The 24704-nt window shown below is 54.7% G+C and carries 18 protein-coding genes and 2 pseudogenes; 16 read left to right on the forward strand and 4 right to left on the reverse strand.

Features of this window, described 5'->3' with window-relative positions:
• Positions 1–43: 43 nt before the first annotated feature.
• The 3 genes from DA718_RS05270 to DA718_RS30350 form a co-directional block, all read right to left on the reverse strand.
• Complete coding sequence (locus DA718_RS05270; protein ID WP_112213964.1) at positions 44–757, reverse strand: TerC family protein; 714 nt, start codon at positions 755–757, stop codon at positions 44–46.
• Between the two features lie 63 nt (positions 758–820).
• Positions 821–1516: a DNA mismatch repair endonuclease MutH gene (mutH, locus tag DA718_RS05275; protein ID WP_112213963.1), complete on the reverse strand. Its 696-nt coding sequence runs from the start codon at positions 1514–1516 to the stop codon at positions 821–823.
• 124 nt (positions 1517–1640) lie between these two features.
• Entirely contained in the window at positions 1641–1715 is a 75-nt protein-coding gene (locus DA718_RS30350; protein WP_312845687.1) for a hypothetical protein, read from the reverse strand.
• Here DA718_RS30350 and DA718_RS30905 point away from each other — a divergent pair.
• From DA718_RS30905 to thyA, 5 genes and pseudogenes are all read left to right on the forward strand, one after another.
• Positions 1703–1774, forward strand: a pseudogene (locus tag DA718_RS30905) (hypothetical protein); the annotation flags it as partial. The gene DA718_RS30350 and the pseudogene DA718_RS30905 overlap by 13 nt on opposite strands.
• A gap of 424 nt (positions 1775–2198) precedes the next feature.
• Positions 2199–2729 carry an RNA pyrophosphohydrolase gene (rppH, locus tag DA718_RS05280; RefSeq protein WP_112213962.1) on the forward strand — a complete coding sequence of 177 codons (531 nt, stop codon included), beginning with the start codon at positions 2199–2201 and terminating at the stop codon, positions 2727–2729.
• A gap of 12 nt (positions 2730–2741) precedes the next feature.
• Positions 2742–4988 carry a phosphoenolpyruvate--protein phosphotransferase gene (gene ptsP / locus DA718_RS05285; protein WP_112213961.1) on the forward strand — a complete coding sequence of 749 codons (2247 nt, stop codon included), beginning with the start codon at positions 2742–2744 and terminating at the stop codon, positions 4986–4988.
• Positions 4989–5215: 227 nt separating this feature from the next.
• A complete protein-coding gene (gene lgt, locus DA718_RS05290) occupies positions 5216–6091 on the forward strand; it encodes a prolipoprotein diacylglyceryl transferase (RefSeq protein ID WP_112213960.1) in 876 nt (291 codons plus the stop codon).
• A gap of 6 nt (positions 6092–6097) precedes the next feature.
• Positions 6098–6892 carry a thymidylate synthase gene (gene thyA / locus DA718_RS05295; RefSeq protein ID WP_112213959.1) on the forward strand — a complete coding sequence of 265 codons (795 nt, stop codon included), beginning with the start codon at positions 6098–6100 and terminating at the stop codon, positions 6890–6892.
• A 211-nt stretch (positions 6893–7103) separates the two neighbouring features.
• On the opposite strand, the gene DA718_RS05300 is transcribed toward thyA, so the two are convergent.
• Positions 7104–7544, reverse strand: coding sequence for a helix-turn-helix domain-containing protein (locus DA718_RS05300; protein ID WP_112213958.1), 441 nt, complete (start codon positions 7542–7544; stop codon positions 7104–7106).
• A 194-nt stretch (positions 7545–7738) separates the two neighbouring features.
• On the opposite strand from DA718_RS05300, the pseudogene DA718_RS31020 reads away from it, so the two are divergent.
• The 11 genes and pseudogenes from DA718_RS31020 to recD form a co-directional block, all read left to right on the forward strand.
• Positions 7739–7948: pseudogene (locus tag DA718_RS31020) on the forward strand (hypothetical protein); the annotation flags it as partial.
• A 292-nt stretch (positions 7949–8240) separates the two neighbouring features.
• Positions 8241–9524 carry an HAAAP family serine/threonine permease gene (locus DA718_RS05305; RefSeq protein WP_112213957.1) on the forward strand — a complete coding sequence of 428 codons (1284 nt, stop codon included), beginning with the start codon at positions 8241–8243 and terminating at the stop codon, positions 9522–9524.
• Positions 9525–9587: 63 nt separating this feature from the next.
• Positions 9588–10955, forward strand: coding sequence for an L-serine ammonia-lyase (locus DA718_RS05310; protein ID WP_112213956.1), 1368 nt, complete (start codon positions 9588–9590; stop codon positions 10953–10955).
• Between the two features lie 229 nt (positions 10956–11184).
• Positions 11185–11652: a prepilin peptidase-dependent protein gene (locus DA718_RS05315; RefSeq protein WP_112213955.1), complete on the forward strand. Its 468-nt coding sequence runs from the start codon at positions 11185–11187 to the stop codon at positions 11650–11652.
• Positions 11643–12206 (forward strand): prepilin peptidase-dependent protein, encoded by a 564-nt coding sequence (locus DA718_RS05320; RefSeq protein ID WP_112213954.1) that lies wholly within the window; start codon positions 11643–11645, stop codon positions 12204–12206. The genes DA718_RS05315 and DA718_RS05320 overlap by 10 nt, the downstream gene beginning before the upstream one ends.
• A complete protein-coding gene (locus DA718_RS05325; RefSeq protein ID WP_112213953.1) occupies positions 12203–12610 on the forward strand; it encodes a DUF2509 family protein in 408 nt (135 codons plus the stop codon). The genes DA718_RS05320 and DA718_RS05325 overlap by 4 nt, the downstream gene beginning before the upstream one ends.
• On the forward strand, positions 12595–12918 hold the full coding sequence (locus tag DA718_RS05330; protein WP_110276454.1) for a prepilin-type N-terminal cleavage/methylation domain-containing protein: 324 nt from the start codon (positions 12595–12597) through the stop codon (positions 12916–12918). The genes DA718_RS05325 and DA718_RS05330 overlap by 16 nt, the downstream gene beginning before the upstream one ends.
• 12 nt (positions 12919–12930) lie before the next feature.
• Complete coding sequence (gene recC, locus DA718_RS05335; RefSeq protein ID WP_112213952.1) at positions 12931–16305, forward strand: exodeoxyribonuclease V subunit gamma; 3375 nt, start codon at positions 12931–12933, stop codon at positions 16303–16305.
• A 128-nt stretch (positions 16306–16433) separates the two neighbouring features.
• Complete coding sequence (ptrA, locus tag DA718_RS05340) at positions 16434–19319, forward strand: pitrilysin (protein WP_112213951.1); 2886 nt, start codon at positions 16434–16436, stop codon at positions 19317–19319.
• On the forward strand, positions 19316–22861 hold the full coding sequence (gene recB, locus DA718_RS05345; RefSeq protein WP_112213950.1) for an exodeoxyribonuclease V subunit beta: 3546 nt from the start codon (positions 19316–19318) through the stop codon (positions 22859–22861). Before ptrA ends, recB begins: the two co-directional genes overlap by 4 nt.
• On the forward strand, positions 22858–24702 hold the full coding sequence (recD, locus tag DA718_RS05350; RefSeq protein ID WP_112213949.1) for an exodeoxyribonuclease V subunit alpha: 1845 nt from the start codon (positions 22858–22860) through the stop codon (positions 24700–24702). The genes recB and recD overlap by 4 nt, the downstream gene beginning before the upstream one ends.
• Positions 24703–24704 lie beyond the last annotated feature (2 nt).

The raw sequence follows: 24704 nt of genomic DNA on the forward strand, positions 1-24704 counted from the left end.
TAAAAAAGGATTGCAGCCCGTTTCAGGGCTGCATTTTAGCGGGTTACAGCGGGTTTTTTTTATTTCGCAGCAGGTTGAGGCTCTCAACTGCAATGGAAAAGAACATCGCGAAATAGATGTAACCTTTCGGCACGTGCACGTCGAAACTTTCGAGCATCAGCGTGAAGCCGACGAGAATCAAAAACGACAGCGCCAGCATTTTGACTGAAGGGTGGCGGTCAACAAAATCGCCTATCGAACGAGCGGCAAACATCATCACCAGCACCGAGATAATGACCGCAGCCATCATAATAAACAGATGATCCGACAGCCCAACGGCGGTGATCACCGAATCGAGGCTGAAAATAATATCCAGCAGCATAATCTGCACAATCGCGCCCATAAATGAATGGACGTTGGTTTTCAGCCCTTCCTCTTCCCCTTCGATCGATTCGTGAATCTCTTTACTTGCTTTCCAGATAAGGAACAGCCCGCCGAGCAGCAGAATCAGATCGCGAAAAGAGACCTCTTGGCTGAACACAGTAAACAGTGGATTGGTGAGCTTGACGACCCATGCGATTGACGCCAACAGCGCCAGACGCATGATCATCGCCCCCATTAACCCGATGCGGCGGGCATGAGCCCGTTGCGCGGTAGGGAGTTTTGCGACAACCAGAGAGAGGAAAATAATATTATCGATCCCGAGCACTATCTCCAGCAGCGTCAGCGTACCAAGCGCCAGCCAGGCGTTAGGATCGGTTACCCATGCAAATAACATCGTTCAAAGTCCTGCAAAATAGAAAGATGCAATTATATGCAACCATTTCGGCAGAACAAAAAATTAATCGTGACTGAGCAGGAAATGGCGGGCCAGCAGGACGGCGGTAAAATTTTTCTTTAGATAGAAACCACGCGGTAAGGTGAGAATCGGCTCACCGTGAGCGCCTACGGCTTCGGTTAGCGCTTTACTATTTGCTGCTTTCGGACGCAGTTGCAGCACCTCGCCGTGGCGGGCGGTGATGCGTTCAACCTGCCCAAGAACGATCAGGTCCATTAACTCTTCCCAATCCATGCGCAGCTGGCGATCTTCTTCTTCGCTGGGACTCCACAGCAGCGGCGCGCCCACGCGGCGATCGGCAAGCGGAATTGTACGTTCACCCTCTACCGGCACCCACAGCACGCGCTTGAGCTTATGGCGCACGTGGCTGCTCTCCCAGGTGACGCCGCTGTTGCCAGTGAGCGGCGCGACGCAGACGAAAGTGGTCTCCAGCGGGCGACCTGAAGAATCAATAGGGATAGTTTTTAGCTCGACGCCAAGGGCGGCGAAATCCTGTTCGGGCTTGCTGCCTGCGCTGGCGCCGAGCCAGACTTCCAGCAGGATGCCGATCCAGCCTTTATCACGTTTTAAATCACGCGGAGTTGGGATTCCAGCAAGCGCGGCCAATTCCCCCAGCGAATAGCCTGCCAACTGCTGCGCCTGGGCCAGTAGTTGCTCCTGGCTTTGCGGTGGTGATGGGAGCGGCGCAATGGTCGGCATAACATGAAACCTCTGTCTAAAAAGTGAGCGGTAATTTCGTCTGTTGTGGATAGAGTTTACCTTTTCTGGGGTAAGTATGACAATGTGATGATTCGTATGACTTTTTTTCCTATTTTTTGCTGCTTTAAAAATTGTTAAAACGAGTTTTCCAGAACTGGTCACTGACAATGAACAGGATCTTACACCATGTTATCCACAGAAAACTGGGATAACTGGGGAAAAGCCCCACTACTGTTTCCATTTACAGCCTTGACGTGCGGGTAAAATCGAGTTTTTAGACGAAATATGCTCAGTTGGCTTGCTTAAGCTGTGGATAAAACCAGCATTGCTCGATCTTTCATCAGCTCCAGGATCTCATATGTGATGATCATCACGTTATACTATGGTTTATGAAAGTTTTTCATTATAACTTTATGAAAAATATGTCATTGTTTATTCTTGTTATCACTACGCTGTTCAGATTACTCCGGGTTTTCCCTGGTTAATTCCATACTTCTTCACAACTCTATCCACAGAAAAAGTGAATAAAATCGTCCGGTGATGGCTGTTGCTGTTTATAACTCGGGGTATTACTGTGAGTTATTCAAATGTTATTCGATCTCATCGTGCTAACAGAGTGGTTTACCGTTTCCAGCGAGTGTGAAACAATCATTCACATTGAAGCTTATTTTGAGGTAGTCCGGTGATTGATGACGATGGCTACCGCCCAAATGTCGGCATTGTAATCTGTAATCGCCAGGGCCAGGTCATGTGGGCCAGGCGCTATGGTCAGCACTCGTGGCAGTTCCCGCAAGGGGGCATTAATCCAGGAGAATCAGCAGAGCAAGCGATGTATCGGGAATTGTTTGAAGAAGTTGGGTTAAGCCGCAAAGATGTGCGGATCCTGGCTTCAACCCGTAACTGGTTGCGTTACAAATTACCTAAGCGTTTGGTGCGTTGGGACACAAAGCCGGTATGTATCGGCCAGAAACAGAAGTGGTTTCTCCTGCAATTGATCGGCAGTGATGCGGATGTCAATATGCAAACCAGCAGTACACCTGAGTTTGATGGCTGGCGATGGGTAAGTTACTGGTACCCGGTGCGCCAGGTAGTGTCGTTTAAACGCGACGTTTACCGCCGGGTGATGAAAGAGTTTGCCAGCGTCACTATGGCGCTAGCGGAGAGTGCGCCTAAGCCGCAAAGCGCGCCTGCATATCGACGTAAAAGAGGTTAAGCCACGCACATTATGCTCACTCGGTTGCGAGAAATAGTCGAGAAGGTCGCGAGTGCGCCGCGTTTAAACGAGGCGCTGGATATCCTGGTAACCGATATCTGCGCCGCGATGGAGACGGAAGTCTGTTCGGTTTATCTGGCTGACAACGACCGACGCTGCTATTACCTGATGGCGACTCGCGGGTTGAAAAAGCCCCGCGGGCGCATTGTTGCGCTCGCTTTTGATGAAGGCCTGGTTGGTCTGGTTGGTCGCCTGGCGGAACCTATTAACCTTGCCGACGCGCAAAAGCACCCTAGCTTTAAATATATTCCTGCGGTAAAAGAGGGCCGTTTTCGCGCCTTCCTTGGTGTTCCGATCATCCAGCGACGTCAACTGCTGGGGGTACTGGTAGTGCAGCAGCGCGAGCTGCGTCAGTTCGATGAAAGCGAAGAGTCTTTTCTTGTCACTCTGGCCACGCAAATCGCCGGCATTCTCTCTCAATCTCAGCTGACCGCGTTGTTCGGTCAATATCGTCAGACCCGCATTCGCGCACTGCCCGCTTCATCAGGCGTCGCAATTGCCGAAGGCTGGATGGACGTCAGCCTGCCGTTGATGGAGCAGGTCTACGAAGCCTCGACGCTTGATACCGCTTCAGAGCGCGAACGATTGACCGGTGCGCTGGAAGAGGCGGCCAATGAATTTCGCCGCTACAGCAAACGCTATTCTGCCGGGGCGCAAAAAGAGACCGCGGCAATCTTTGACCTCTATTCACATCTGCTTTCTGATGCGCGTTTGCGCCGTGAGCTGTTCGCCGAAGTCGATCAGGGTGCGGTAGCTGAATGGGCGGTGAAGAAGATTATTGAGAAGTTTGCCGAACAGTTTTCCGCGCTCAGCGATGGCTATCTGAAAGAGCGCGCGGGCGATCTGCGTACGCTAGGCCAGCGGCTGCTTTTCCATCTTGATGACAGCATTCAAGGTCCGAATACCTGGCCAGAGCGCATTGTGCTGGTGGCCGATGAGTTGTCGGCGGCGACTCTGGCGGAAGTCCCCCAGGAGCGTTTAGCGGGCGTGGTCGTTCGCGACGGCGCGGCGAACTCACATGCTGCGATTATGGTCCGTGCGCTGGGCATTCCGACGGTGATGGGGGCGGATATTCAGCCTTCGCTACTGCACGGACATACCCTGATCGTCGACGGCTATCGCGGTGAGCTGCTGGTTGACCCGGAGCCGGTGCTGCTGCAAGAGTATCAGCGCCTGATCAGCGAAGAAAACGAGCTCAGTCGCCTGGCGGAAGACGATCTCGAACGCGCATCCGAACTGAAAAGCGGTGAGCGGGTAAAAGTGATGCTCAACGCGGGCCTGAGCCCTGAGCACGAAGAAAAACTGGGCAATTTTGTCGACGGCATTGGTCTGTATCGCACCGAAATCCCCTTTATGCTGCAAAGCGGCTTCCCCTCTGAAGAGGAGCAGGTTGCGCAGTACCAGGGTATGTTGCAGATGTTCAACGAGAAATCGGTGACCCTACGCACGCTGGATATCGGGGCGGATAAACAGCTGCCATATATGCCGATTAGCGAAGAAAATCCGTGCCTTGGCTGGCGTGGCATTCGGATCACGCTCGATCAGCCGGAGATCTTTCTGGTTCAGGTACGCGCGATGCTGCGTGCCAACGCGGCGACCGGCAATCTCAGCATTTTGCTACCGATGGTCACCAGCCTGGATGAAGTGGATGAGGCCCGCCGTCTTATCGATCGCGCCAGCCGTGAAGTGGAAGAGATGATCGGTTATGCCATTCCACGTCCGCGTCTTGGCGTGATGCTGGAAGTGCCTTCGATGGTCTTTATGCTGCCGCAACTGGCCAGCCGCGTTGATTTTATCTCCGTTGGCACTAATGACCTGACGCAGTATCTTCTCGCTGTGGATCGTAACAATACCCGAGTTGCCAGTATGTACGACAGTCTGCATCCGGCGGTACTGCGGGCGCTGGCGATGATTGCCCGTGATGCCGAGCGTTTTGGTATCGACCTGCGTCTTTGCGGGGAAATGGCGGGTGATCCGATGTGCGTGACGATCCTGATTGGTCTTGGTTATCGCCATCTGTCGATGAACGGTCGTTCGGTAGCGAGGGTGAAATACCTGCTGCGCCGCATTGATATCAATGAAGCTCAGGAGCTTTCCCACCGCAGTCTGGAAGCGCAAATGACTGCGGAAGTTCGCCACCAGGTTGCCGCCTTTATGGAGAGACGCGGTCTCGGCGGCCTGATTCGCGGTGGCCGCTAGCGGGGGCTACAGTTTGCGGGTTGGGTAGCCCGGACAGGCGCAGCGCGCCGCCTCCGGGAATGCTCAGCTACGTATTCGCATTCGTATACATATCTTTTACATGTCCGGCGCGGATCGTCCTTAACGCTTATGCTATCATTCGCAGCCTTTGGAGCGCCCGTTTTTGGCGGGCGCGAACGATAACCGCTGTCCACTTTCGGCGGAATAACAAGTGTTTATGGTGACAGATGAATAGTGGCTACCTGCATTTTCCGGAGTTTGATCCGGTAATATTTTCCATTGGACCGCTCGCCCTCCACTGGTACGGCATGATGTACCTGGTTGGGTTTATTTTTGCGATGTGGTTGGCCACCCGTCGGGCCAATCGTCCGGGCAGCGGTTGGACGAAAAACGAAGTTGAAAACCTGCTGTATGCCGGGTTCCTCGGGGTCTTCCTCGGAGGTCGTATCGGTTATGTATTTTTCTATAACCTGCCGGTATTCCTCGACGATCCGCTCTATCTGTTCCGCGTATGGGACGGCGGCATGTCCTTCCACGGCGGTCTGATCGGCGTGATTCTGGTGATGATCATCTTTGCCAAACGCACCAAGCGCACCTTTTTCCAGGTATCCGATTTTATTGCGCCGCTGATTCCGTTTGGCCTCGGCGCCGGGCGCTTGGGCAACTTTATCAATGGCGAACTGTGGGGCCGCGTCGATCCAAGCTTCCACTATACGATGATTTTCCCTGGCTCTCGTGCGGAAGATATGGCGCTGCTGCCGTCGCATCCCGAGTGGCAATCGCTATTTGACACTTACGGTGCGCTGCCGCGCCACGCTTCGCAGCTCTATGAAATGGCGCTGGAAGGCGTGGTGCTGTTCCTGATCCTGAACCTGTTTATCCGCAAACCGCGCCCAACCGGTTCGGTCTCTGGCCTGTTCCTGATTGGCTACGGCCTGTTCCGCATCATCGTGGAATTCTTCCGCCAGCCTGACGCGCAGTTCACTGGCGGTTGGGTGCAGTACATCAGCATGGGGCAGATTCTTTCCATCCCGATGGTGCTTGCGGGTATCATAATGATGGTCTGGGCGTACCGTTGTCGTCCGCAGCAACAAAACTCTTGAGGAACCATGAAACAGTATCTTGATTTGATGCAGAAAGTGCTCGACGAGGGCACGCAAAAAAATGACCGCACCGGTACCGGCACCGTCTCTATTTTCGGCCACCAGATGCGTTTTAACCTGCAGGAAGGATTCCCGTTGGTGACGACCAAGCGCTGTCATTTACGCTCCATCATCCATGAACTGCTGTGGTTCCTGCAAGGTGACACTAACATTGCGTATTTGCGCGAAAACAACGTCACCATCTGGGACGAGTGGGCGGATGAAAACGGCGATCTGGGGCCGGTCTACGGCAAGCAGTGGCGTTCCTGGCCCGCGCCGGATGGTCGTCATATCGACCAGATCAGCACCGTGATGGAACAGCTGAAAAACGACCCGGATTCGCGCCGCATCATCGTCTCGGCATGGAACGTCGGCGAGCTGAACAAAATGGCGCTGGCTCCGTGCCACGCGTTCTTCCAGTTCTATGTAGCGGACGGCAAGCTCTCTTGCCAGCTGTATCAGCGCTCTTGCGACGTGTTCCTCGGCCTGCCGTTCAATATCGCCAGCTACGCGCTGCTGATGCATATGGTCGCACAGCAATGCGACCTCGAAGTAGGCGATTTTGTCTGGACTGGCGGCGACACTCACCTGTACAGCAACCATATGGAGCAGACACATCTGCAGCTGAGCCGCGAACCACGCGCGCTGCCGAAGTTGGTCATCAAACGCAAACCGGCGTCGATTTTCGACTACCGTTTTGAGGACTTCGAAATTGAAGGCTATGACCCGCATCCGGGGATTAAAGCGCCTGTGGCGATTTGATCTGTAAGTGACGACGAAAAACCGCTGATACTTGAAGTGAACCCCGAAAGTTGGATATCCAGCAAGTAGGGGTTTGTTGTTTATGGGACACAAAAACTATTCGGTCAGATTCAAGCAATCTGTTGCCCTTTATTTCCTCTCTGGAAAGGATGATACCGGAGGGACATCAAAGCTATTTGGCGCTGGCAACGGCACCGCTCCCCAAAGCTGACTACCCTTTTTTCTCTGCGTCAGGCGGCAGGAAAGACCACACCACGCTGTGAGAGGCCGATGAGGTGTACCATTCGTTAATGGTGGCATTTGCCTCGTTGGTCTGTGCAGCCGCGGCAAATTTCTCTTTTGGCTGATGTGTTTTTTTCCGAATACGGATACGGGAAGGTGTCGTGGTATTGATTTGCGCGTTAAAGGTACGAATGTGTGAATCGAATAAAATAGACTCCAACTGATGCAGACGATCCAGACCGCGTAAAATACCAATAAGCGTACTGAGAGTAACGGACTCGCCTAATTCAACGCGTTTGATGGTTGCCGCGCCGACCTGTGCGCGCTCGGCCAGCTCAATCTGTGACAACCCAAGCTGTATACGCGTTTCTTTAATTCTGCGGCACAATTCAGAAATAATTTCACTGTCGGGCATCGTACTGAAACGCATTTCAATTCCTCTACTGCGTAATAAATCCTGACAGATTATTTAGCATATTAAATTATAAATAAAGCAGATAATTTCTCTTTTGCGATAGTCACAACATTGTTTTTTCGGTAGCGCCTTTAAATAGTTGGATGTTGTTATATTCTTCAGTTATTTAAGGTGCTTCTGCGGCGACGGTTACTGTCCATTGCCCTCGTGGCGATGTTGATGCTGTTTACCGGACTGGCAGAGGCTCAAATTCGGATATTTCCTCGGGAACCTGGCGCGATAACGGCTCATCGGGACGCCGTTGTGGTGTCACCAGGTGTGGAACAAAGGCTGATAACCTGCCACGGTTGCTCAGTCTGGTAGCCATCAGTCATCTGAAATATTTAAATCAGCGAGAATGTTTTTTGATTTTTTATTAATTGTATGACAAGCATTGTTTATAATCTCTGGACTTAAAATATATAAATGCATGGGTGGCTGAGGTCGACTGGTGAAATAATAACGTATTAAAAATGATACTTTAAAAAATATTAAATATTTGGTGCTATTTTTGATGCGTTAAAAGTCCTCTCTATAAATTAGGTTATGTGATCGCTGTTAGTGAATCAGCTTAGTTGTATTTAATAAAATAGCCAAATAAACACAGAACATTTATTACCTGAATCAGAGTCAAATAAATCTGACACTACTCTATATTACTGAGGCAATACTATGGAAACCGTTCAAAATACCCTCGTTGCTCGCGAGAGCAGCGGCTGGAGAAAAAGTGATACCGTCTGGATGCTGGGTCTGTACGGTACTGCGATTGGCGCAGGGGTACTTTTCCTGCCGATTAACGCCGGGGTTGGGGGCTTAGTTCCGTTGATCATCATGGCAATTATCGCATTCCCTATGACGTTTTTTGCCCACCGTGGTTTAACCCGTTTTGTTCTCTCGGGCAAAAATCCGGGTGAAGATATTACCGAAGTGGTTGAAGAGCATTTCGGCACTGGTGCGGGTAAGCTTATTACGCTGCTCTACTTCTTCGCTATTTATCCTATTCTGCTGGTCTATAGCGTCGCAATTACCAACACGGTTGATAGCTTTATTACTCACCAGCTTGGCCTGGCGTCTCCGCCGCGCGCTATTTTGTCGCTGATTTTGATTATCGGCATGATGGGCATTGTCCGCTTTGGCGAAAAAATGATTGTTAAGGCCATGAGCGTGCTGGTATTTCCGTTCGTGTTTGCGCTGATGCTGCTGGCGCTTTATTTGATCCCGCAATGGAATGGTGCGGTACTGGATACCCTGTCGCTGAGCAGCGCTTCCGCAACGGGTAATGGTCTGTGGATGACCCTGTGGCTGGCTATCCCGGTAATGGTTTTCTCCTTCAACCATTCGCCGATCATCTCCTCTTTTGCGGTGGCAAAACGTGAAGAATACGGTCAGGACGCTGAGCGTAAGTGTTCCCGTATCCTGGGCTTTGCCCACATCATGATGGTGCTGACCGTTATGTTCTTCGTGTTCAGCTGCGTGCTGAGCCTCTCTCCGGAAAACCTGGCGGAAGCAAAAGCACAGAACATCTCCATCCTCTCTTACCTGGCGAACCATTTTAATGCGCCGGTGATTGCCTGGATGGCACCTGTCATCGCGATGATTGCGATTACCAAATCCTTCCTCGGGCACTACCTCGGTGCGCGTGAAGGTTTTAACGGTATGGTGATTAAGTCCCTGCGCGGTAAAGGAAAATCTATAGAAATCAACAAACTTAACAAGATCACTGCGCTGTTCATGTTGGTGACTACCTGGATTGTAGCGACACTGAACCCGAGTATCCTGGGCATGATTGAAACGCTGGGCGGCCCGGTTATCGCGATGATTCTGTTCCTGATGCCGATGTATGCCATCAACAAAGTGCCAGCCATGCGCAAATACAGTGGTCACATCAGCAACGTGTTTGTGGTTGTGATGGGGTTGATTGCCATCTCCGCCATCTTCTTCTCACTGTTCAGCTAAGTTTTCTGCGCCGCCTGTCGCAGGCGGCACATCTGTTTTGCTTTGTAACCGCATGGGTGCCACATGATTAGCGTTTTCGATATTTTCAAAATCAGCATCGGGCCGTCCAGCTCACATACTGTTGGGCCGATGAAAGCAGGAAAACATTTTGTTGATACCCTGCAGGAAAAAGGCCTGCTACATAAAGTGACTCGCCTGGTGGTGGATGTGTATGGCTCCCTGTCATTAACGGGTAAAGGCCACCATACCGATATTGCAATTATTCTTGGGCTGTCCGGGTACTTACCAGATACCGTTGATATCGACGCCATTCCCGGCATTATTTGCGATGTAAACACTATGCATCGTCTGTTTATCGAAGAAGGCCAGCGAGAAATTCAGTTCCCGGTGGCAGAATGCATGCGTTTTCACAATGAGTTTCTGCCGCTACATGAAAATGGCATGAGTATTACCGCGTTTTGCGACGGTAAAATCGTCCATTTTCAGACTTACTATTCCATTGGTGGCGGTTTTATCGTCACGGAGGAAAACTTTGGCAAGAATCAGGACGCGGAGGTCGATATTCCGTTCCCGTTCTATTCTGCCCGCAACCTGCTGGCACACTGCCAGGAAAACTGCCTGTCAATTTCTGCGGTGATGATGAAAAACGAGATTGCCCGCCACGGCAGGGAGCGCGTAGAGCAAAATATGGCGAAAATCTGGGAGACCATGAGAAACGCTATTAATCGAGGTATGAACACGGAAGGCATTTTGCCTGGACCACTGAAAGTGCCACGTCGTGCTTCTGCGCTGCACCGCGTGCTGGCACCGCAGAGCCAGTCGATTACACCACTGAGTGCGATGGATTGGGTCAATATGTTCGCTATGGCGGTAGGGGAAGAGAACGCAGCAGGCGGGCGAGTCGTTACCGCACCGACCAACGGTGCCTGCGGCATTATCCCGGCGGTACTGGCCTATTACGATCGCTTTATCAAGGCGGTGACGCCGGAAATCTATATGCGCTACTATCTGACCGCGGGTGCGATTGGCATTCTGTACAAGATGAATGCGTCAATTTCCGGGGCAGAGGTTGGTTGCCAGGGGGAAGTGGGGGTGGCCTGCTCGATGGCGTCTGCCGGACTGGCAGAGCTGCTGGGCGGCAGTCCGGATAAGGTATGCATTGCCGCGGAAATCGGCATGGAACATAACCTCGGTCTGACCTGCGATCCGGTGGCCGGACAGGTTCAGGTACCGTGCATCGAGCGTAACGCGATTGCGGCAGTGAAGGCCATTAACTCGGCCAGCATGGCGATGTATCGTACCAGCGATCCAAAAGTCTCACTGGATAAAGTCATCGAAACGATGTTTGAGACAGGCAAAGACATGAATGCCAAATATCGTGAAACTGCACGAGGCGGTCTGGCGATTAAAGTCGCGGTGTGCGAATCCTGAGTCCTGGAATACAGCCTGCAGAATGGAGTTCACTTCATCCTGCAGGCTGTTTTTTTATGCGCCAACCCAGCTAAACGACGGCTATAAACCGTGATCAGAACCCGTTTTTTGCGAGCCGGTTTCCCGCACCTTTGCAACCCATTGCAACGCTTTAAATACCCTCCGACGCGCGACGCAAACCCTCACTTTGCCGTTCGTATCAGTCATCAATGATGCGCATAATTGGCCCATGAACAGAGAACATGGCTATACCCTGATTGAAACCCTGATAACGATGATGCTGGTTGTCATTCTTAGCGCCAGTGGGCTATACGGATGGCAGAGCTGGCGACAGCAGCAGCGCCTGTGGCAAACCGCCTGCCAGGTCCGGGACTATCTTGTGCTGCTGCGCGATGACGCCAACTGGCACAACCGCGACCGGATATTAAACGTTGGGCAAAGCGCGGAGGGTTGGTGCTTGAGCGCCACTGGCTCTACAGTTGACTGCAGCGTAAAGAACGCTTTCACGTTGCATCCGCTGTGGCCGGACGTTTCGCTCAGTGCGATCACACCAGGTCTTGGGTTTTATGGCCTGCGCAATACCGCCTGGGCCGGGCATATAAGGCTGCAAAGCGTAGCGGGTGGCTGGAATATTATTGTTTCCAACTGGGGGCGAATCCGCCTGTGTCGCGGCGAGGAGACGGCATCATGTCAGTAATTCATCGTGGCTTCTCTCTACCCGAAACGCTAATAGCGATGGCGATTAGCTCCGTTTTATTACTTGGAAGCGCCCGCTTTTTGCCCTCTTTGCAACGGGCCGTTCTGAACCAGACCCAGCAGCAGTCTCTGGAAAATGAACTCTGGCAGCGTCTCTATACCGTGGCGAAGCATCTGCAACGCGCCGGTTATTGCCATGGACGCTGTAGCGGGGAAGCGCTGCACATTACAGGCAGCGGTGATTGTGTGCTCTTGCGCTGGGATGGCAACAGCGACGGAGTCTGGAATGTTTCTCCGTCATCGGAATCTGATACGACAGGCTTTCGGCTACGCGACGGCGCGCTGGAAACCTTACGTGGGGCGAGCGACTGTAGCGGCAAAGGATGGGAGAGAATGACCAACCCGGCGGCGATTAAAGTCACCACGTTTCAGATTACCCGGCAGGGAAAGACGGATTTTTCCCCTGAGCTATCGATAACGCTGGTGGCGCAATCCGTTGCTGACTCGCGAATTCACGCGCAGGCGGAATACAGCGTAACGGGATATAACCTGTGAATCGCCAGCGCGGTCTCTCTTCGCTGCTGATGGTGCTCCTGCTGTTAGCGCTTGGTAGTCTGCTGCTTCAGGGGTTAAACCAGCAGCAGCGTTCTTTGTTGGCGCAAACGGCCAGCGAAACGCAGGCGCTTCGCGATACTGCTGGTGCGCATTCCGCACTACAGTGGGGAAAGGGGCTCTCCTGGCCATTACAGGATGCCGTGAACTGCCAGCAGAATGGCGAATTTGGTTGGCGCGCTTGCATGCGCATTTTCAGCGACGCATCGGTATTGCTGATAGGCGGTAGCGGCACCATGCTGTTGTGGCAATCCGGTGTTGTTGAACAAAACAGCCTACGCTTTTCTCCCCACGGATGGAGCGATTTTTGCCCATTGAAGGAGGCCAACTTATGCCAGATGCCCTAAGGCGACAAAAGGGATTTAGCCTGCCGGAAACCCTACTGGCTTTAGTGCTCCTGATCATGACCGTTACCGCGCTGGCGGGATATCAACGTGGGCTGGCTAATGGTTTTATGCAGCTCAATCAGTATCGCCAGCTGTGGCGTGATGCATGGCGATTCGGGCAGCTTAGCCCTGCCGAGATTCCGGCAAACCGACAGGTATCCCGTGTGCAGACATCGGTGCAAAGATGTGTCAGCATCACGGTAACGATCACGATGCCCACCGCAAGGCGGGCGCAGATGACCCGGCTGCATTGCCCGGTCAGTCAGTAGCCAGGAGCGAATATGTTAAGGGTGTACCACTCAAACCGTCTGGATGTGCTTGAAGCGTTGATGGAATTTATCGTCGAGCGCCAGCGGCTGGATGACCCTTTCATTCCTGAAATGGTGCTGGTGCAGAGTACCGGGATGGCGCAATGGCTACAGATGACGCTGGCGAAGCGATTCGGGATCGCGGCCAATATTGAATTCCCTCTGCCAGCCAGTTTTATCTGGGATATGTTCGTACGGGTGCTGAAAGATATCCCTGGGGAAAGCGCGTTCAGCAAGCAGAGCATGAGCTGGAAGCTGATGACCTTGCTGCCTCAGCGTCTTGACGATGAAGCCTTCACGCTGCTGCGCCACTATCTGAGCGATGACAGTGACAAGCGCAAACTGTTTCAACTGGCGACAAGGGTGGCGGATCTCTATGACCAGTATCTGGTTTATCGCCCTGAATGGCTAATGCGCTGGGAGGCTGACGGGCGCGTGGACGGCCTTGGCGAGGCACAGGATTGGCAAGCGCCGTTGTGGAAAGCGCTGGTAGAGTACACTGCGGAACTGGGTCAACCGCTGTGGCATCGCGCCAACTTGTATCAACGCTTTATCAGCGCGCTTGAATCCGCTGAAGAGCCTCCAGCCGGGCTGCCATCGCGGGTATTTATTTGTGGGATTTCGGCGCTGCCGCCGGTGTACCTGCAGGCGCTACAGGCGCTGGGTAAGCATGTTGATGTTTACGTCCTCTTCACCAACCCTTGCCGCTACTACTGGGGTGACATCAAAGATCCAGCATTTCTGGCCAGACTGATGTCCCGCCAGCGTCGCCATCATCGTGAAACGACCCGAGAGCTGCCGCTGTTCCGTGATACTGAACAGGCACCCGGATTATTTAATGATTCCGGGGAGCAGGATGTTGGCAACCCAATGCTGGCCTCCTGGGGCAAGCTGGGGCGTGACTATATCTACTTACTGGCGGGTCTGGAACGCTATGAAGAACTGGATGCTTTTGTTGATATCGTACCTGACAACCTGCTGCATAATCTTCAGGCTGACATCCTCGATCTGCGCAATGCCGCGGTGGCCGGGCGTAGCGCCGAGGAGTTCGCCAACAGCCGCAGCAAGCGCCCCTTAGCGCTGGACGATCGCAGCCTGATGATTCATGTCTGCCACAGCCCGCAGCGCGAGGTCGAGGTGCTGCACGACAGGCTGCTGGCGATGCTCGAAGAGAATCCCGAATTGACACCGCGCGATATTATCGTCATGGTCGCGGATATCGATAGCTACAGTCCCTATATCCAGGCCGTCTTCGGCAGCGCCAGCGGCGAACGCTGGCTACCATGGGCGATTTCCGACCGTCGCGCCCGGGAATCTCACCCTGCGCTACAGGCATTTATTACCCTCCTTTCGCTGCCCGATAGCCGCTTTGCCAGCGAAGATGTTCTGGCGCTGCTGGACGTTCCGGTGCTGGCGGCGCGGTTTAATATTGACGAAGAGGGGCTACGCTACCTACGCCAGTGGGTTAACGAATCCGGTGTGCGCTGGGGGATGGATGACGACAACGTTCGTGAGCTGGATCTCCCGGCAACCGGTCAGCACACCTGGCGCTTTGGCCTGACGCGGATGCTGTTGGGCTATGCGATGGACAGCAGCGAGGGGGAGTGGCGCTCGGTTCTGCCATACGATGAGTCGAGCGGGCTTATCGCCGAACTGGTGGGTAACCTGGCATCCTTGCTAATGCAGCTTAATCTCTGGCGTCGCGGGCTGGCTCAGGAGCGCCCTCTGGCGGAGTGGCTGCCGGTATGCCGTGACCTGCTGAACGACTTTTTCCTGCCAGATAGCGAAACAGAGGCGGCTCTGGCGCTCATTGAACAACAATGGCAGGCGGTGATTGATGGCGGCGTTGAGGCTCAGTACGGCGAAGCGGTGCCGCTGTCGCTGCTTCGCGATGAACTCTCCCAGCGTCTCGATCAGCAGCGCATCAGCCAGCGCTTCCTTGCCGGCCCGGTGAACATCTGTACCCTGATGCCCATGCGCTCGATTCCTTTTAAAGTGGTCTGCCTGCTGGGAATGAACGACGGCGTTTATCCGCGTACTCTGGCACCGCTTGGCTTTGACTTAATGAGCCAGAAACCGCAGCGGGGCGACCGTAGCCGTCGTGATGATGACCGTTATCTGTTCCTCGAAGCGCTGATGTCGGCCGAGCAGAAGCTGTATATCAGCTATATTGGTCGCTCTATTCAGGATAATAGCGAGCGCTATCCTTCCGTTCTGGTCCAGGAGCTGGCGGACTATATCGGTCAAAGCCACTGTCTGGCGGGCGATGAGTCGTTGGATTGCGACGCCAGCGAGCGTCGTGTCAAAGAGCACATCACTCATCTGCATACGCGCATGCCTTTTGATGCCGCCAACTTTCAAGACAACGAAGATCAAAGCTATGTCCGGGAATGGCTGGCAGCCGCCAGCCAGCAGGGGGAGGCGCACGGTGAGTTTATCCAGCCGCTACCCGCCCCGGAAATTGACCACCTCCCTTTCGAACAGTTGCTGCGTTTCTGGCAGCATCCGGTTCGCGCCTTCTTCCAGCAGCGGCTGCGGGTTAATTTCCGCTCGGAGGAGAGCGAAATCCCCGACGATGAACCTTTCACCCTTGAAGGGCTGAGCCGCTATCAGCTGAACCAGCAACTGCTGAATACGCTGATTGAGCAGCAGGACGCTTCGGTGATGTATCGCCGTTTCCGTGCCGCCGGAGAGTTACCCTATGGCGCTTTCGGTGAACTGGCCTGGGAGACCCAGCGACAGGAGATGCAAAACCTGGCGGAGCGGGTCATTGCCAGCCGCAAACCGGGGCAGAGTCTGGAAATCGATCTGCAATGTAACGGAGTCAACATTACTGGGTGGTTGCAGCAGGTACAATCCGACGGTTTGCTGCGCTGGCGGCCATCGCTGCTGAGCGTGGCGCAGGGAATGCAACTTTGGCTGGAGCATCTTGTCTATTGTGCAAGTGGCGGTATCGGCGAAAGTCGACTGTTTGTGCGCAAAGACGGGGAGTGGCATTTCCCTCCGCTGGCGCAAGAGCAGGCTCAAGGATACCTGAATGAACTGGTCGACGGTTATCTGCAAGGGATGTCTAAACCGCTACTGCTGCTGCCAGAAAGCGGAGGTGCATGGCTAAAAGTCTGTTACGACGCCGAAAAGGATGTCATGTTAATGGATGAAGAGACGCAGCAGAAAGCGCGCAGTAAATTTCTTCAAGCCTATGAAGGAAACATGGTGGTCAGCGGTGAGGGTACCGATGTTTGGTATCAGCGCCTGTGGCGCACCCTTGAGCCGGAATACTATGAAGAGATTATCGCGCAAACGCAGCGCTATTTGCTGCCGGTATTTCGTTTCCATCAGTCCGAATAAAATTTTAATAGTATAAAAATTGCGCAATATATGGCTGTTCATTTATGATGCGCAACGAATCACGGACTGATGTTTTATTAAGGCTGCATACCGTGCAGCGCCAGGTTTGTTAATGATGAGGTCCGTGAATGCCCCGCAGTTTATGGTTCAAGGTTATTGTAGTTCTGGCCGCCCTTTGGGCACCGTTAAGTCAAGCAGACACCGGATGGCAACCGATTCAGGAAACCATTCGTAAAAGCGAAAAAGATACCCGTCAATATCAGGCGATTCGCCTGGATAATGGCATGGTGGTTCTGCTGGTTTCCGATCAGCAGGCGGTGAAATCGCTGTCGGCGCTGGTCGTCCCTGTGGGTTCACTACAGGATCCCGTGGAGCATCAGGGGCTGGCCCACTTCCTGGAACATATGACGCTGATGGGCTCGCAGAAATATCCGCAGCCTGACAGCCTCGCCGAGTTCCTCAAAATGCATGGCGGCAGCCATAACGCCAGTACCGCGCCGTATCGCACCGCGTTCTATCTTGAAGTGGAAAACGATGCGCTGGACGGCGCTGTTGACCGTCTGGCTGACGCCATTGCCGCGCCGCTGCTGGATAAAAAATATGCCGACCGAGAGCGTAATGCAGTTAATGCCGAGCTAACGATGGCGCGAACCCGAGATGGGATGCGGATGGCGCAGGTTAGCGCTGAAACCATCAACCCGGCACACCCGGGCTCGCATTTTTCCGGCGGTAACCTCGAAACGCTGAGCGACAAGCCCGGCAAGCCGGTGCTCGATGCGCTGCATACCTTCCGCGATAGCTGGTATTCAGCCAACCTGATGAAAGCGGTGATCTACAGCAACAAATCTCTGCCGGAGCTGGCGAGCATCGCCGCATCTACCTATGGTCGCGTGCCGAACCATAATATTAGCAAGCCGGAAATTACCGTGCCGGTGGTGACCGATGCGCAAAAGGGCATCATCATTCACTATGTCCCGGCGATGCCGCGTAAAGTGCTGCGCGTTGAGTTCCGCATCGATAACAATAGCGACCAGTTCCGCAGTAAAACCGACGAGCTGGTGACCTATATGATCGGCAACCGTAGCCCGGGCACGCTTTCTGACTGGCTGCAAAAGCAAGGACTGGTTGAAAGCATCCGTGCCGATTCCGACCCGGTGGTTAACGGCAACAGCGGGGTGCTGGCTATTTCCGCAACCCTGACGGATAAAGGCCTGGCGCATCGTGATGAAGTCACGGCTGCCATTTTCAGCTACCTCAATCTGCTGCGTAGTCAGGGAATTGATAAACGCTATTTCGATGAACTGGCCCATGTGCTGGCGCTCGATTTCCGCTACCCATCAATTAATCGCAATATGGATTACGTCGAATGGCTGGCTGACACCATGATCCGCGTGCCGGTTGAGCATACTCTGGACGTCGTCAACATTGCCGACCGTTACGACCCGCAGGCGATTAAAGACCGTCTGGCGATGATGACGCCGCAAAACGCCCGCATCTGGTATATCAGTCCGAAAGAACCGCATAACAAGACGGCCTACTTCGTTAACGCGCCTTATCAGGTGGATAAAATCAGCGCGCAGACCTTTGCCGACTGGCAGCAGAAATCCAGCGCCATCGACCTCAAGCTACCGGTGCTGAACCCCTATATTCCTGATGATTTCACCTTAATCAAAAGCGACAAGGCTTATCCGCATCCACAGCTGATTGTTGATGAGCCGACGCTACGTGTGATTTACGCGCCGAGCCAGTACTTCGCCAGTGAACCGAAGGCGGATATTTCGTTGGTCCTGCGTAACCCGCAGGGCATGGATAGCGCCCGTCGCCAGGTGATGTTTGCCCTCAATGATTATCTGGCGGGTATCGCGCTTGACCAGCTTAGCAACCAGGCGGCAGTCGGCGGCATCAGCTTCTCCACCGGAGCTAATAATGGGCTGATGGTTAACGCCAACGGCTACACGCAGCATCTTCCGGAACTCTTTAACGCGCTGCTGGATGGTTACTTCAGCTATACGCCGACCGAAGAACAACTGGAGCAGGCTAAATCCTGGTACGCGCAGATGATGGACTCGGCGGATAAAGGCAAAGCCTACGATCAGGCGATCATGCCGGTTCAGATGGTTTCACAGGTGCCGTATTTCCAGCGCGAAGATCGCCGGGCGCTGCTGCCCTCGATTACGCTTAAAGAGGTGCTGGAGTACCGCGATAATCTCAAAGCCAAAGGGCGTCCGGAGCTGTTGGTTATTGGTAATCTCACTGCCGATCAATCAACTGCCATGGCGCGGCAGATTCAAAAACAGCTGGGAGCAGACGGCAACGAATGGTGCCGTAACAAAGACGTACTGGTAAACAGCAAACAGCTGGCTATTTTTGAAAAAGCGGGCAACAGCACGGACTCCGCGCTGGCCGCCGTCTTCGCGCCGCCGAACGTGGATGAATACACCAGTTCTGCTGCGAGTTCTCTTCTCGGGCAAATCGTACAGCCGTGGTTTTACAACCAACTGCGTACGGAAGAGCAACTCGGCTATGCGGTTTTTGCCTTCTCAATGAACGTTGGTCGCCAGTGGGGAATGGGCTTCCTGCTGCAAAGTAACGACAAGCAACCTGAATTCCTGTGGCAGCGTTTCCAGGCCTTTTTCCCGACGGCGGAAGCTAAATTGCGAGCGATGAAGCCGGAAGAGTTTGCGCAGATTCAGCAGGCGGTTATCAGCCAGATGCAGCAGGCACCGCAGACCTTGGGCGATGAGGCATCAAAGCTGAGCAAAGATTTCGATCGCGGTAATATGCGTTTTGATTCACGTGATAAAGTAGTGGCTCAGATTAAACTGCTGACGCCGCAAAAACTTGCTGACTTCTTCCATCAGACGGTAGTGGATCCGCAAGGCATGGCGATACTTTCTCAGATTTCCGGTAGCCAGAACGGCAAGACGGAATACGCGCATCCGCAGGATGGCAAAGTCTGGGAAAACGTCAGCGCATTGCAGAAATCCTTACCCCTGATGCGAGAGAATGAATGACCGATACCGCCGAGTCTCTTGACCCCCTGCGCTTGCCCCTGACGGGCGAGCGCCTGATAGAAGCCTCTGCGGGCACCGGAAAAACCTTTACCATTGCCGCGCTCTATTTGCGGCTCTTGCTGGGGCTGGGTGGAGAGTCCGCCTTTCCCCGGCAGGTCAGCGTTGAAGAACTGCTGGTGGTGACCTTTACCGAAGCGGCGACCGAAGAGCTGCGCGGGCGTATTCGTAGCAACATCCACGAGTTGCGCATCGCCTGCCTTCGTGACAGTACCGATAACCCTCTCTACGCCGGACTGCTGGCGGAAATACCTGACAAAAACCTCGCCGCGCAAACTCTGCTGCTGGCGGAACGCCAAATGGACGAAGCGGCGGTATTTACCATTCACGGCTTCTGTCAGCGGATGCTGAGCCTCAACGCTTTTGAATCCGGCATGCTGTTCGAACAGCAACTGATAGAAGATGAATCACGCCTGCGCTATCAGGCCTGCGCCGACTTCTGGCGTCGCCACTGCTATCCGCTGCCGCGCGATATCGCCGCGGTTATTCACGAAGCGTGGAAAGGCCCCCGTGACCTGCTGAAATCAATCGACCGCTGGCTGCAGGGCGAAGCGCCGCAGCTAAAATCTCCACCACCTGCCGAAGAAACGCTGGCCGAACGCCATCAGCAAATTATCGGGCGCATTAATGCGCTTAAGCAGCAGTGGCTGGAACAGGCAGGTGAAATTGAGGCTGTACTGGAAAATTCAGGCCTCGACCGGCGCAAGTTCAACCGCGGAAATCAGGGAAAGTGGCTGGAGAAAGTGAATGCCTGGGCACAGGAAGAGACCCTGGGCTATCAGCTTCCGGACGCGCTGGAAAAGTTCTCTCAGGCTTTCTTGCTTGAACGCACCAAAGCGGGCGGTGAACCGCCGGTACATCCGCTGTTTAGCGCGGTAGAGAAGCTGTTGGCTTCACCGTTAACGTTGACCGATCTGGTTATCGCCCGGGCAATGGTCGAAATCCGTGAAGCAGTGGCCCGGGAGAAACGTCGCCGCGGCGAGCTGGGCTTTGACGATATGCTCAGTCGCCTTGATGATGCTCTTCGTAGTGATAGCGGCGAAGCGTTGGCCTGCGCGATTCGTCAGCGTTTTCCGGTAGCGATGATCGATGAATTCCAGGATACCGACCCGCAGCAGTATCGTATTTTTCGCCGTATCTGGCGACAGCAGGCAGACACCGCGCTGCTGCTGATTGGTGACCCGAAGCAGGCGATTTACGCCTTCCGCGGCGCGGACATTTTTACCTACATGAAAGCGCGTGGCGATGTGAACGCCCACTATACGCTGGATACTAACTGGCGCTCCGCGCCGGGAATGGTTGAAAGCGTCAATCGCCTGTTTAGCCTCAGCGATAACCCCTTTATGTTTCGCGAAATCCCGTTCCTGCCGGTCAAATCGGCGGATAAAAACCAGGGGCTGCGCTTTACTGTTGATGATGCCGCGATCCCCGCAATGAACGTCTGGCTGATGCCGGGCGAGGCCGTTGGCTCGGGGGATTATCAAACATTTATGGCGCAGATTTGCGCCGGGCAAATTCGCGACTGGCTCAGCGCGGGTCAGCAGGGCAAAGCGCTGCTGTGGCGTGGCGAAAAATCCTCTCCGGTTCAAGCTTCGGATATCACGGTGCTGGTGCGTAACCGCCGGGAGGCCTCGCTGATCCGCGACGCCCTCCAGTTGTTGTCGATACCTTCCGTCTACCTTTCCAACCGCGATAGCGTGTTTGAAACGCCGGAAGCGCAGGAGCTGCTATGGTTGCTGCAGGCGGTGCTGGCACCCGAACGCGAAAATACCCTGCGCAGCGCGCTGGCGACCTCAATGTTCGGCCTGAACGCTCGGGATATCGAAAACCTCAATCAGGATGAACGGGCGTGGGATGAACTGGTTGAGGAGTTTAGCGGCTACCGGCAAATCTGGCGTCAGCGTGGGGTCATGCCGATGCTACGCGCGCTGATGACCGCGCGACGTATCGCCGAAAATCTGCTCGCTACAAACGGTGGCGAACGACGCCTGACTGATATTCTGCATATCAGCGAGCTACTTCAGGAAGCTGCCAACCAGCTTGAAAGTGAGCATGCGCTGGTACGCTGGCTGGCGCAGCATATCGCCGAGCCGGATAGCAATGCTTCCAGCCAGCAGATGCGCCTGGAAAGCGACAAGCACCTGGTGCAGATTGTCACCATTCACAAATCAAAAGGTCTGGAATATCCGCTGGTTTGGTTGCCGTTTATCGCGCGTTTTCGTAAACAAGATCAGGCGTTTTATCACGACAGAAGTTCCTTTGCGGCGGTCCTCGACCTCGGGCAGGATGACGGGAGTATGGAGCTAGCGGAGGCCGAACGCCTGGCTGAAGATTTGCGCCTGCTGTACGTGGCGCTGACCCGTGCGGTCTGGCACTGTAGCCTTGGCGTTGCGCCGCTCAGTACCCGCCGTAGCGATAAACCTGGTGCCAGCGATTTTCACCACAGTGCGCTGGGCCGCCTGATCCAGGGCGGGGAGGCGATGGATGCCGCAGGGCTAACGGCTCGTTTACAAACTTTCTGCTGCGATGATATTGCTCTGCAACGTCCTACGCTTACGGATCCGACGCCCTGGCAGGCTCCGCAGACGGAACTGCCGCCGCTTTGCGCGCGTATGCTTGAGCGCACGGTGGTTGACGACTGGAGAGTCACCAGCTACTCCGGTTTACAGCAGCACGGTCACAGCGCCGCGCAGGATCTTCTGCCGCGCCTGGATGTCGATGCCGCAGGCGTTGGCGAAGTAACGGAAGAGCCACAGCTCACGCCGCACCAGTTCCCGCGCGGCGCATCGCCGGGGACATTCTTGCACAGCCTGTTTGAAGATATTGATTTTACCCAGCCGGTTCCCGCTAACTGGATGGCGGAAAAGCTAAAATTGAGTGGGTTTGAGGAGAAATGGACGCCGGTGCTGACCGATTGGCTGGACGGCGTGCTGCGTACCCGCCTGCCGGGAGCAGAGATCGCCCTGAATCAGCTTAGCGAAAGCGATAAACAGGTGGAGATGGCCTTTTATCTACCCATCGAACAGCCTCTGAACCCGCTGCGTCTGGACGCACTAATCCGCCAGTACGATCCGCTCTCCGTTGATACCCCAACCCTCGATTTCCGTCAGGTACGTGGCATGTTGAAAGGCTTTATCGACCTGGTATTTCGCCATAATGGCCGCTATTACCTGCTGGATTACAAATCAAACTGGCTGGGGCAAGATCGCGAGGCCTATACCCAGGACGCCATGATCCAGGCAATGCGCACGCATCGTTACGATTTGCAGTATCAGCTCTACAGCCTGGCGCTGCACCGCTATTTACGCCATCGTATTGCGGACTACGACTATGAACACCATTTTGGCGGCGTGATTTATCTCTTTTTACGCGGTATGGACGGGCAGGACGGCGGTCAGGGGATCTTTACTACGCGTCCGGCGCTGCCGTTGATTGAAGGCCTTGACGCGCTGTTTGCCGGGGAAATGCAGGAGGTAGCGCTATGACTATGGACGAACTGTTGTTGGAGGCCGCTGAGCAGCGCCTGCTGCGCCCGCTGGATGTCCAGTTTGCGCTGATGGTGGCGCAGGGTGCGCACCCTGCAGTGAAACTGGCCGCCGCGATTCTGAGCCGTGATGCGGGTGAAGGGCACGTCTGCTTGCCGATCTCTCGTCTCGAAGATGATGAGCTGCTGAGAGGAAAAGCGGCGGGCCTGCGCGAGCACATCCTTGAGCTGATAGATACCCCGGATGACTGGTCAAAGCTGCTCCTTGGCTCTGAGGCGGTAAGCTGCGGCGAGCGGCCGACGCCCATAATTCTCTGCGGCGAACGGCTTTACCTCAACCGTATGTGGCGCAATGAATTAACCGTCGCGCGCTTTTTCAACGAAGCCAATCAGGTACTGGATGTTGATGAAGCCCGGTTGGCTTCAACGCTGGATGCGTTGTTTCCGCCAGGGGATGATATTGACTGGCAAAAAGTGGCCGCAGCGGTTGCTCTGACCCGACGGATTTCGGTGATCTCCGGCGGCCCCGGTACCGGAAAAACCACCACCGTCGCCAAACTGTTGGCGGCGCTGATTCAGACGCACGCCAGCCCGCGCTGTCGCATCCGTCTGGCGGCGCCAACCGGCAAAGCCGCGGCTCGCCTGACCGAATCCCTTGGCGCTGCGCTGCGCCGTCTGCCGTTAACGGACGAGCAAAAGGCGTTGGTGCCGGCCGAAGCCAGCACCCTCCATCGCCTGCTCGGCGCTCAGCCGGGGAGTCAGCGGCTGCGCTATCACGCTGGAAACCCGCTGCATCTTGACGTGCTGGTGGTCGATGAAGCCTCAATGATCGACCTGCCGATGATGTCGCGCCTGATTGACGCTCTGCCTGAACATGGGCGGGTCATTTTCCTTGGCGACCGCGATCAGCTGGCCTCGGTAGAAGCCGGGGCGGTACTCGGTGATATTTGTGCCTGGGTAAATGCGGGATATACCCCCGAACGCGCGGCCCAGTTGGGGCGATTAACGGGTCAGCCGGTGCCTGCGGGCGAGAGCGAAGCGGCGGGGGCGCTGCGTGACAGCCTGTGCCTGCTGCAAAAAAGCTACCGTTTTGGTCGCCATTCCGGCATTGGAAATCTGGCTTATGCGGTGAACAGTGGCGAACGTAGCGCAGTACGCGCGACGCTGCGCCAACCATTCGACGACATCACTCTGCATCCGCTGAGTACCACCGAAGAGTACGAGGCGATGCTCATCCAGGCGCAGGCAGGCTATGGTCGTTTCCTGCAGTTGCTGCGCGAAAGAGCCGAACCCGAAGAGATGATTGCCGCATTCGGTGAGTTCCAGTTGCTGTGCGCGCTGCGCGATGGTCCCTACGGCGTTAGCGGCGTGAATGAACAGCTGGAGCAGATGCTAAATCGCAAGCGGGCGATTACCCTGCCGCGCCATTCACGCTGGTATGAAGGGCGTCCGGTGATGATCTCCCGCAACGATAGCGCGCTGGGGCTGTTTAATGGCGATATCGGCATTGCGCTGGAAAGAGGTGACGGCCTGCGCGTCTGGTTCCCGATGCCCGATGGCAGCATCAAGTCGGTACAACCGAGCCGCTTGCCGGAGCACGATACCGCCTGGGCGATGACGGTGCACAAATCGCAAGGGTCGGAGTTCGATCACGCGGCGCTGATCCTGCCTTCCCGCAGCGTGCCGCTGTTGACACGTGAACTGGTTTACACCGCCATTACTCGCGCCAAACAGCAGCTGTCGATTTATGCCGATGAGCAAGTGCTGACTCAGGCGGTTGTCGCACGTACCGAACGCCGCAGCGGGCTGACGGAGATCTTTGCGGGGCAGGGACATCTCTGAGT

The organism is Klebsiella huaxiensis (assembly GCF_003261575.2).
In the GTDB taxonomy this organism is placed as follows: domain Bacteria; phylum Pseudomonadota; class Gammaproteobacteria; order Enterobacterales; family Enterobacteriaceae; genus Klebsiella; species Klebsiella huaxiensis.